The 10,181-nt window shown below is 63.1% G+C and carries 7 protein-coding genes; 6 read left to right on the forward strand and 1 reads right to left on the reverse strand.

What is annotated here, in order from left to right:
- Positions 1-334: 334 nt before the first annotated feature.
- From MRBLMC3_RS07140 to MRBLMC3_RS07165, 6 genes are all read left to right on the forward strand, one after another.
- Entirely contained in the window at positions 335-1,519 is a 1,185-nt protein-coding gene (locus tag MRBLMC3_RS07140; RefSeq protein ID WP_363756523.1) for a glycosyltransferase family 4 protein, read from the forward strand.
- A complete protein-coding gene (locus MRBLMC3_RS07145; protein WP_363756521.1) occupies positions 1,516-2,112 on the forward strand; it encodes a sugar transferase in 597 nt (198 codons plus the stop codon). The genes MRBLMC3_RS07140 and MRBLMC3_RS07145 overlap by 4 nt, the downstream gene beginning before the upstream one ends.
- A complete protein-coding gene (locus MRBLMC3_RS07150) occupies positions 2,075-2,989 on the forward strand; it encodes a formyltransferase family protein (RefSeq protein ID WP_363827146.1) in 915 nt (304 codons plus the stop codon). The genes MRBLMC3_RS07145 and MRBLMC3_RS07150 overlap by 38 nt, the downstream gene beginning before the upstream one ends.
- Before the next feature lie 3 nt (positions 2,990-2,992).
- Positions 2,993-3,676, forward strand: coding sequence for a PIG-L deacetylase family protein (locus MRBLMC3_RS07155; RefSeq protein WP_363739642.1), 684 nt, complete (start codon positions 2,993-2,995; stop codon positions 3,674-3,676).
- A 504-nt stretch (positions 3,677-4,180) separates the two neighbouring features.
- Positions 4,181-4,771 (forward strand): response regulator transcription factor, encoded by a 591-nt coding sequence (locus MRBLMC3_RS07160; RefSeq protein WP_363739644.1) that lies wholly within the window; start codon positions 4,181-4,183, stop codon positions 4,769-4,771.
- Positions 4,772-4,800: 29 nt separating this feature from the next.
- A complete protein-coding gene (locus MRBLMC3_RS07165; protein ID WP_363827149.1) occupies positions 4,801-6,183 on the forward strand; it encodes a lipopolysaccharide biosynthesis protein in 1,383 nt (460 codons plus the stop codon).
- 223 nt (positions 6,184-6,406) lie between these two features.
- Here the strand turns inward: MRBLMC3_RS07165 and MRBLMC3_RS07170 are convergent, their stop codons facing one another.
- The gene (locus MRBLMC3_RS07170; protein ID WP_363827151.1) at positions 6,407-10,144 is read right to left on the reverse strand and encodes a beta strand repeat-containing protein; all 3,738 of its coding nucleotides are present in this window, start codon (positions 10,142-10,144) and stop codon (positions 6,407-6,409) included.
- Between the last annotated feature and the right edge of the window lie 37 nt (positions 10,145-10,181).

Below are 10,181 nucleotides of genomic sequence, written 5' to 3' on the forward strand. Positions count from 1 at the left end.
GCGGGGGCTGAAGGCTGCCTGGAGGCGCCGCCCTGCGTGCCGTCCACAACCGCCGGTGCATTTGAAGCTATCGAAACAAGGGCATTCCGGTAATCGGTCGAGCGGACACTATCCTTTATCCCACCCCGGGCCCGCCCGGCGCGTCCGGTCGCCCATTGGGGCTATGCGGCAGGCCCCATGTTGGCAGAAACGGGCCAATGGCGGGCGCGGAGGGGAGCCGCCTTGCCTCAAAGGGGTAATCTACCGATGCACCGCCGAGCAGCGGAAGGGGCTGTGATACCTCCCATCCTCGATACGCAATGGGTTCAGGCGGAAAGCGGGAGGCATAGGCGCCATGAAAGTCGTTATCCTCTCCAGCCTGTCCTGGTCGCTGATCAACTTCCGCGGCGCTTTGATCGCGCGGATGATCGAGGAGGGGCACGAGGTCGTCGCCTGCGCCCCCGACGAGGAGCCGGAGGTGCTGGAGCGGCTGGCGCGGATGGGCGTGCGCTTCCGTCGGACGCCCATGGCGCGGGCCGGCACCAATCCGCTGCACGACGTCCGCACCCTGCTCCATTATCGGCACCTGATGCGCGCTGAACGGCCCGATGTGGTCGTCGCCTATACGCAGAAGCCGATCATCTATGGCGGGCTGGCTGCACGGCTGTGGAGCCGGGCCCGCTATTTCTCGATCATGAGCGGCCTTGGCTATGTGTTCAGCGAGGAGGCAGACGGCCGCCGCTGGCTGAGAAGCGTCGTATCGCGCCTCTACCGGATCGGCATCGCCCAGGCGCGGTGCATCTTCGTATTCAACAGCGACGATCACCGGCTGATGCAGGAAAGCGGGATCGTTTCGCCGACGCAGCGGGTGATGCAGGTTCCCGGCTCGGGCATCGACCTGCGCCATTTTGCCGAGCAGCCCCTGCCGAAGGGGCCCTTCACCTTCCTGATGATGGGCCGCCTGATGCGCGACAAGGGGGTCGGCGAATATGTCGAGGCGGCCCGCATCGTCCGCGCCCGGCACCCCGACGTGCGTTTCCTGCTGCTGACCCGGCCCGAGACGGAAAATCCCACCGGCTACACCGCTGCCGATCTTGACCGATGGCGCGAGGCGGGGCTGATCGAATTCCTGCCGGAGACGCGCGACGTGCGGCCCTTCATCGCTTCGGCCCATGCCTTCGTACTGCCGTCCTTCTATCGGGAAGGGTTGCCGCGCACGATATTGGAAGCGCTGGCGACCGGACGGCCCGTCATCACCACCGACATGCCGGGCTGCCGTGATCCTATCAGGCATGGCGTCAACGGCCTGCTGGTGCCGCCGCGCGACGCCTCAGCACTGGCGGACGCCATGGAAGCGATGATCGCAAATCCGCAGCGCGTCACCGCCATGGCCGGGGCGGCGCGGCAGACAGCGGTCGACGTCTATGATGTGGACAAAGTCAATGCGCTGCTGCTGGAAACCATGCAGTTGCAAAGCGCCGCGCACACACCGCCCCAGTCCGTGCCGCCACCAGCGCTGCTGGTACCGGAACGCGCATGACCGCCTGCCTGCGCCCCTCGGCATGGCTGGCGATGGCTCTTCTCGCGCTGCTCGCTCCCCTGCTGCTGCTGCTGTCCTTGCTGGTGCTGGTCGGCCTGGGGCGGCCCGTGCTGTTCCGCCAGGTGCGAAGCGGTCTGGGCGGCCAGCCCTTCGCCATGATCAAATTCCGCAGCATGCGGGACCTGCGCGACAGCCGCGGCGACCCGTTGCCCGATGCGCAGCGGACCCCGGCGCTGGGGCGATTCCTGCGGCGTTCCCGGCTGGATGAATTGCCCGAGCTGATCAACATCGCCCGCGGCGACATGGATTTCGTCGGTCCCCGGCCGCTGCTGCCCCATAGCATCGCCGCCATGGGTCGCGACGGCGTGGAGCGCGGCAAGGTGCGGCCCGGACTGACGGGTCTGGCGCAGGTCAGCGGCAATACGCTGCTGGCCGTCGAGGAAAAGCTGCGCTTCGACCTCTGGTACGTACGCCACCGCAGCGCCCGTCTCGACGCGCAGATCATCGCCCGCACGCTGCTGGTCGTGGTCGGCGGTGAAAAAAGGATCGACTGGCATGCCGACGAAGCGCGCCCTCCTCATTGGGGCAGTTGAAACCACGCGGATCGCCTTCGAAGCGATCGCCCGCCATCCGGCGTGGAACATCGCCGCGCTTGTCACGCTCGATCCCGCGCTGGCGGCGCGCCATTCCGATTTTGTCGACCTGGGACCGGCGGCGCGGCGCGAAGGCTGCCCGATCATCCATGTCGACAATATCAACCGGGAGGAAGCGCTCGCCGCGATCCGTGATGCCGGCGCCGACATGGCTTTCGTCATGGGCTGGTCGCAGATTTGCGGGGCTGCCTTTCGCGCGCTCTTTCCCGATCGGGTGGTCGGCTATCATCCCGCGGCCCTGCCCCGGCTTCGCGGTCGCGCAGCGATACCGTGGACGATCCTGCAGCAGGAACCGATCACGGCCGGAACCCTGTTCTGGATAGACGAGGGCACGGACACGGGCGACATAGTCGACCAGCAATTCTTCCATGTCGCGCCGGATGAAACCGCAGCGTCGCTCTATGCCAAGCATATGCAGGCTCTGGCCGTCATGCTGGACCGCACGCTGAAGCGGATCGCCGCGGGCGAGATGCCGCGCATGGCGCAGGACGAAGATTGCGCCACCTGGGCCGCGCGCCGCACTCCGACGGACGGGCTGATCGACTGGCGGCAGCCGGCCGGCGACGTGTTGCGTCTGATCCGCGCCACTGGCCACCCCTATCCCGGCGCCTTCACCCGATCGAACGGCGCGGGCCTCGTCATCTGGTCGGCGACATTGTCCGACATGGGCGGGCGTCACGCGGCCCTGCCGGGGCAGGTTGTAGCGCGATCTGCCGATGGCTTCACCATCCTGTGCGGTCAGCGGACCGCGATTGACGTCACGCAATGGGGCGGTCCTGAAAAGCCGCCCAAACTCCACGCCATTCTGGGGGAATAATCAATGTCGCTGCCTTTCAATGCCCGTCGGATCGCAGTGGTCGCCCCCCATCCCGACGACGAGATATTGGGATGCGGCGGCACCATGGCGCGCGCCGCGGCGGCGGGGGCGGAGGTGCATGTCGTCGTCGTCACCCGGGGACAGCCGCCACTGTTCGACGAGGAACTGGTGCGGCAGATCCGCTCCGAAACCCTGCGCGCGCATGGGATGATCGGCGTGACCGACACCCAGTTCCTGGATTTTCCCGCCGCCGCCCTGGACCAGGTCAGGCGAAGCGAACTCAACGCGGCGCTGTCGGATGCGTTGTCCCGCATCAAGCCCGACCTGCTGTTGATCCCGTTCGTCGGCGATATCCATCTGGACCATCAGATCGTATTCAACGCTGCCCTGGTCCATGCCCGGCCGCGCGGGCCCGGCGGCCCCGCCTGTGTTCTGGCCTATGAAACGCTGTCGGAGACCAACTGGCTGGCGCCCGGCGTCACGCCCGCCTTCATTCCGAACATGTTCGTGGACATCAGCGAAACCATAGAAACGAAGATCGCCGCCTTCCAGTCATTCGAGTCTCAGGTCAAACCAAGCCCCGACGAAAGGTCGGTGGAGGCCATCCGGGCACTGGCAACCCTGAGAGGCGCCACCGTATATCGAATCGCGGCGGAAGCATTTGTTCTGGTTCGACAAATTAACTAACTTATGTTGCGAAAAAGGCGAATCAGTCGCGATGTCCGATAGCCGCCTTTTCTGTCCTCCAGGCCGTTGGCATACTACCAAAGTGGTAATCGGAACTGCTGCAAGCGCGGAAAAATTCCGCAGTGCGGCAAAATTACATTATTTTAACAATGCGTTAACCTCTGGTCGTTTGCACCCGAAATTTCCAGTGTACATTAGGGGACTCTCGCGGCAAAAATATGCTACTGATAAGTTGTTGAAACGAAAAGAAAGGGTCGCACTACAGGCATTTGATTACTGGTCTTCTACATTTCGTTTGGGGCCTGCTTACGAAGGTAGAGGAGATCATGAGGGGACCACCCAATGTCGTACCCAGTTAATGTGCGTCTGTTGTGCGGTAATGCAATCGTTCGGGAGGGGCTGAGCCGTATCCTGATGGAACGGGATTTCCGCGTAACTCAATACCCAAATATTGCGACTGTACTTCAACAAGTTGAGGTGCCGGAAGAGGATCCGGGACCATCGTTGCTCCTGATCGACGACGGCACCGAATCCATGGACCTCGAAACGCTTTCCGTTCTGCAGAAGCGCTTTCCCTGTTCCTATCTTGTCCTGTTGTCGGACCGATTTGATTTTCAGATCATGTTGAAGGCGTTCCGTCTGGGGGCCTTGGGCTATATCGTCAAGGAAATCTCCTGCGACCGACTCGTGGCGACTCTGCGGCTGGTAGCCATGGGCGAGCGCGTTCTTCCGCCGCAACTGGCGGACGAGCTGCAATCCCGGCCCAGTCTGACCGATGCTCTGGAGGTCGAACGTCCGGTGGATGCGGCCTGCCTGTCCGATCGGGAACTGGAAATCCTGCGCTGGCTCATCATGGGATGCCCAAACAAGGTCATTTCCAAGCGGATGGACATCAGTGAGGCAACCGTAAAGGTCCATGTGAAGGCCGTGCTGCGCAAGCTGCGCGTCAAGAACCGGACCCAGGCGGCGATCTGGGCAGCCAATCACGGCATGCGCGGACGCGTGACGGAGGTCGAACCTGAACTTCCTGCCGCCATACCTCATCCAGCGCAGCTTCCTGTCCTGGAAATGGCCGGCGTGGCTAACCGCGCCTGATCTTCACGACCCCAAATGGGGGGATCGTCATGGCATATGACATAAGGGGCGCGCTGACAGCGCGCGCCCTGCCCATGTTGCGCGGCCGGTTCGGTGATTTCCTGGTAAAGGGGACTCGGAACCGGCTGATCGCAATCGGGCATTTGCTGTCAGGCAATTTCCTGAACGCGTTGATCATGTTGGTCAGCGTGGCGATGGCCGCCCGATCCCTGGGACCAGCGACCTATGGCGTCATGGTTCTGGTGCTGTCCTATAATCGCGTGGTGGAACGAATTCTGCGCTTCGAATCCTGGCAGCCGTTGATCCGGTTCGCCGTGGAGGAAGAGGCGAAGGGTTCAACACGGCGAATGCAGCGGCTGTATTGCTATGGGCTGATGTTGGACATCGGCGCTGCGGCAGTCGCGGCGCTCAGTGCGGTCAGTCTGGCATGGCTGTTCGGGCCGCTCTTCGGCCTCAAGCCCCTGCATGTCGAACTGGTCGCGATCTATTCGGTCGCAACCCTGTTCAACATCGCCGGCGTGCCGACCGCGGCGCTGCGCCTGTCCGGCCAGTTCAAGATGCTGGCCTATGCGCAGGTTGCGGGCAATGTGCTGCGCATCCTGCTGGCCTTCCTCTGCATGGTGACCCATGCCGGCATCATCGGTTTCATGGTGGCGTGGACGGTTTCGCAGGCGCTGGGTTCCGTTCTGGTCTTCTGGGTCGGTTTCCGGGCCCTGCGGAAGATGGGAATACCCAATCCGCTGCATGCCCGGCTGAAGGGCCTGGTGAGCGACTTCCCCGGCTTCTTCGGTTTTGCCTGCTCGACCAACCTGTCGCTGACGCTGCGCGTCATCACCACGGAAGCGGACTCGCTGTTCGTCGGCGCCGTGGCGGGCAGTTCGGCCGCCGCGGTCTACTATCTCGCCAAGCGCATCGCGAAGGTCGCGACGCAGGTGGGCGCGCAGGTGCAGGCTGTCGTCTATCCCGACGTTGCCCGCATGTGGGCCAATGGCAACATCCGAACCTTCCGGGCGGCCACGCTGCAGGTGCAGATGGCGCTGGCGGTGGTCGGCTTCACCATGCTCGCCGGGGCCTGGCTGCTGGGTCCGCTGCTCATCCGCATCGGGCCGGGCGTCGCCTATTCGGAAACCTATATCCTGCTGCTGACACAGTTGGTCGCCGTGATGCTGATGCTGCATGCGGCGCCTTCCCGATCGGCCATGCTGGCCATGAACCGAAGCTGGACCGTTCTTGCGATCTCGGGCTTCGGCACGGCGCTGTTCGTGGCGGTCGCGGCCTATACCGTTCCCCGTTATGGACCCATTGGCGGTAATATGGCCCATGTCATCCTGGGCGTGGTGACGGCAGTGTTGCTGGACGTCGCCTGGTTGCGAAGGGCGAGGGTTCGGCCGGTCGCGGCGAGCATCGGATGAGCCAACCGGGCGGTGACTCGCCCGGCGCATTCCCCGTCCGCCGCTGCAAGGTCAGAAATAAGTGCCCGCGACGGTGGCACGCAACCTGGCCGTCGAACTCGGCAGGCAACGCCATCTTTCGTTCCAGAAAAGGACAGCTCAAAAAATATGGCAGCCGAGCCGATTTGATCGGCTCGGCTGCTTATGTCATTTGAGCGGTCGATCTGATCAGATCGAAACCAATCTAGAAGAAGCTGCTCGCATCGACCCCGGCCAGGGTGTTGACCCCGACCAGCTGAACGCTCTGGTCGAATGCGCCATCGCCATTGGCATCGTAGAAAATCCAGCCGTCGGTCGTCCCGGCGACGAAAGTCACATGATTGACCCCGGCGGTCGTGTTGGCGGCCGCCAGCGCATCGGCGAAAACATTGGTCGCTATCGCCTTTTCCGCATAATCGGCGGCAGCCGGACTGCCGTTCAGGAAGTCGAGGTCGATGCGATCGCCCTCGCTCGCCTTGAAATCGGTTATGCGGTCATAGCTGGACGTGTTGAGCGTTGTGTCCCCGCGATTGAACACGAATACATCCGCTTCCGTCTCGCCGGTCAGCACGTCTTTGCCCGCGCCGCCGATCAGCGTGTCGCTGCCCGCTCCGCCCTTCAGCGTATCGCCCGCCGCACCGCCGTCCAGCAGGTCATTGCCCGCGCCGCCGTCCAGGCTGTCCTGCCCGTCCTCGCCATAGAGCCGGTCGCCGCCGCCATTGCCCAATATGATATCGTTGCCCAGGCCGCCCCAGAGGCTGTTATTGCCGCTGTTGCCGGTGATGTTGTTGGCCAGATCATTGCCGGTGCCGTCGATATTGTCGGTGCCGGTAAGAACCAGTTTCTCGATCTCCGCCGCCAGCTTGTAGGTGACCGAGGCATTGACCTGATCGTTACCGCCACCCGCCAGTTCGAAGATCAGGTCGTCATTGGCGCTGTTGCCGTCATCGGACCAGCTGTCGACGATATAGCTGTCGTCACCGTCTCCACCGATCAGGCTGTCCGCGCCGGCGCCACCGTCCAGATAGTCATTGCCCGCGCCGCCCAGCAGCACGTCATTGCCGTCGCCGCCGAACAGATTGTCATTGTCGTCGCCGCCATCGAGCGTGTCGTTGCCGCCCATGCCATACAGAATGTCGGCTCCCGCGCCGCCTGACAGCATGTTCGCCGCATCATTGCCGGTGATCGTGTTGGCGAGCTCATTGCCCATGCCGTTTATCGACGCCGTGCCGGTCAGCGTCAATTTCTCGACATTGGCGGCCAGGCGATAGCTGACCGAAGCATAGACGAGATCGCTGCCGCCACCGGCCAGTTCGATCACCTGATCGTCATTGCCGTCAAAGCCGTCATCCGACCAGGTGTCGACATAGAAGATGTCGTTACCCGCACCCCCGTCCATATAGTCGGCGCCCACCCCGCCATCGATGACGTCGTTGCCGGCAAGGGCGTAGATGGTGTCGTTGAGCGCCGTGGTCTGGTAGGCGAGCACGGTGGTCGTCGGGCTGATCGTGTTGTTGCCCGAGGATCCCGTGATCGTCCGCCCGTTTTCAGCCACGTCGGTGATGGTGATCGACAGCAACTGATCATCGAAGTTGCTGCCGTCGGTTGCGCGTACCGTCACCTGATAGACGCCGTCGCCATCTGCATCGACCCGGTTCTCGAAATCCGGGGCGTTGATGAAGGACAGGGCGCCGGTCACCGGATCGATGGTGAACAGCGCCGCATCGGCTCCCCCCGAAATCGCAAAGCCGGGCGTGGTCCCGTCCGCGTCGCTGGCGGCCACCACGGTCACGGCGCTGGCATTTTCCGCCATGTTGATCGATGCCGACGCGCCGCCGCCGTTGGAGGTGATGATTGGCGCATTGTCGTTCACATTTGTGACGCTGATTGCCAGGGTCTGCGAGACGCTGTTGCTGCCGTCGCTGGCGCTGACGACGACATTGTAGATGCGATCGCCATTGCTGTCATTGGGCGCTTCAAAATCGGGCGCCGTCTTGAAACTCAGCGCACCGGTCGCGGCATCGATGGTGAACAGCGCCGCATCGACGCCGCCGCTGATGCTGTAGCTGAGCGCCGTGCCGTCAGCGTCGCTGGCCTGAACCGTCGCGGCGAGCAAGCTGTTTTCCGCCACGGAAACGGCAACCGAAGCCGCCCCGGCATAGGACATCAGCACCGGCGCATTGTCGTTGAGATTGGCGACGGTCACGGCCAGTATCTGCTGGTCCGCGTTGGAGCCATCGCTCGCCTGCACGATCACGTCATAGACATTGTCGTGATCGGCGTCGGCGGCGATCTCATAATCGGGGGCGGCCTTGAATGTCAGGGCGCCGGTCGCGGCATCGATGGCGAAGAGCGCGGCATCGGCCCCGCCAACAATCGCATAGCTGATCGACGGGCCGTCCACATCCGTGGCGGCTACCGTGGTCACGGCGGTCGCATTCTCATCGACCGTGATCGCCGCGCTCGCGCCCCCGCCATTGGAGGTGATGACCGGCGCAAAGCCATCGGGCACGTCGTTCACGGTCACGGAAAGCGCCTGCGTATCCATGCCGCCATTGCCGTCATTGGCGGCAACGATCACATCATAGACATTGTCGTGGTCGGCATCGGCCGGGCTTTCGAAATTGGGTGCCACAAGGAAACGCAATTCGCCCGTCACCGCGTCGATCGTGAACAGCGCCGCATCCGCTCCGCCGACGATGGAAAAGGCGATCGTCTGCCCCATGTCGGGATCTGTCGCGATGACCGTGATGACGGCGGTGCCGTTCTCATCGACCGTCAGCAACGCGCTGGAACCGCCGCCGTTCGAGGTGATGACGGGCGGCGCGTTCAGCGCGGTCGAGGGCGTCGTCATGTCCGCGAACTGGAAATATTCGACATTGCGGATCGTCTTGCTGCCCTCTGGAGAGCCTGCGCGCTGGTCGACCGCAACATAGCTGCCATCTGTCTGGAGCGTGAAGATATAGTCCATCCGGTTGCCGGAAAAGACGACCGTATCGATATCGGCGCTGCCGTCGATCACGTCATTGCCTGCGCCTGCAAGGATCGTATCGTCGCCCGCTCCGCCATGCATGTAATCGTTGCCGGTGCCGCCATCCAGCAGGTCGTCGCCAGTGCCGCCATAGAGTTCATCGCTGCCCGCGCCGCCATAAAGCTGGTCATTGCCCGCGTCGCCATTCAGCGTATCATTGCTGTTGGTGTCGGCATCGTCGCCATAGAGCAGGTCGTTCCCGCTGCCGCCCGACATATTGTCGCCGCCCGCCTGACCGTAGAGAATGTCGTCATCGTCGCCGCCGGTCATCTTGTCGCTGCCGCGGCCGCCATAGAGGATGTCGTTGCCCGTGCCGCCGTCGATGGTATCGTCCCCGGATATGCCGTTGAAGCCCAGGTCATCGCCGTAGAGCAGGTCGTCCCCTGCCCCGCCGGATATCGTGTCGCTGCCGCGCCAGCCGAAGATGATGTCGTTGCCGCCGTCGCCCTGCAGATTGTCCTTGCCCGCGCCGCCGATGATGATGTCGTTGCCAAGACCTGCCTGGACCAGCACGTCTTTGGCATAGTCGATCCCGCCCGCGCCATGCGCGGTCAGGTCGATGATGTCGTCTCCGTCCCCCAGCCAGAACTGCTCGATATTGTCGAAGCTGCCGACCCCCCCCGAAATCACGCCATTATTGTAGAAGATGGCGTCGGACAAATTGGATCCGTAGATGACGTCCGTGCCCGTGCCTCCCATCAGCAGATCCATGGAAATCTGGATGTTGGTGGCCGTGAGTTGATAGGCCGTGCCGCTGCCCGTGAGGATCGCCGAATTCCAGACCAGTTGCGCCATCACTGCATCGGGGCGCACATAGTCCAGATTGGCGAGCCGGGTGAAGGCGAAGAATTGGTCTTTCTCATTGCCTGCCGTGATGGTCTGACTTCCCACCACGTTGAAGAAATTTGCCATGTTCGCCCCCTGTCCAGCGTCCTTGTGAAAGGTCTGG

It is taken from the genome of Sphingobium sp. LMC3-1-1.1 (assembly GCF_040676285.1).
Lineage (GTDB): Bacteria > Pseudomonadota > Alphaproteobacteria > Sphingomonadales > Sphingomonadaceae > Sphingobium.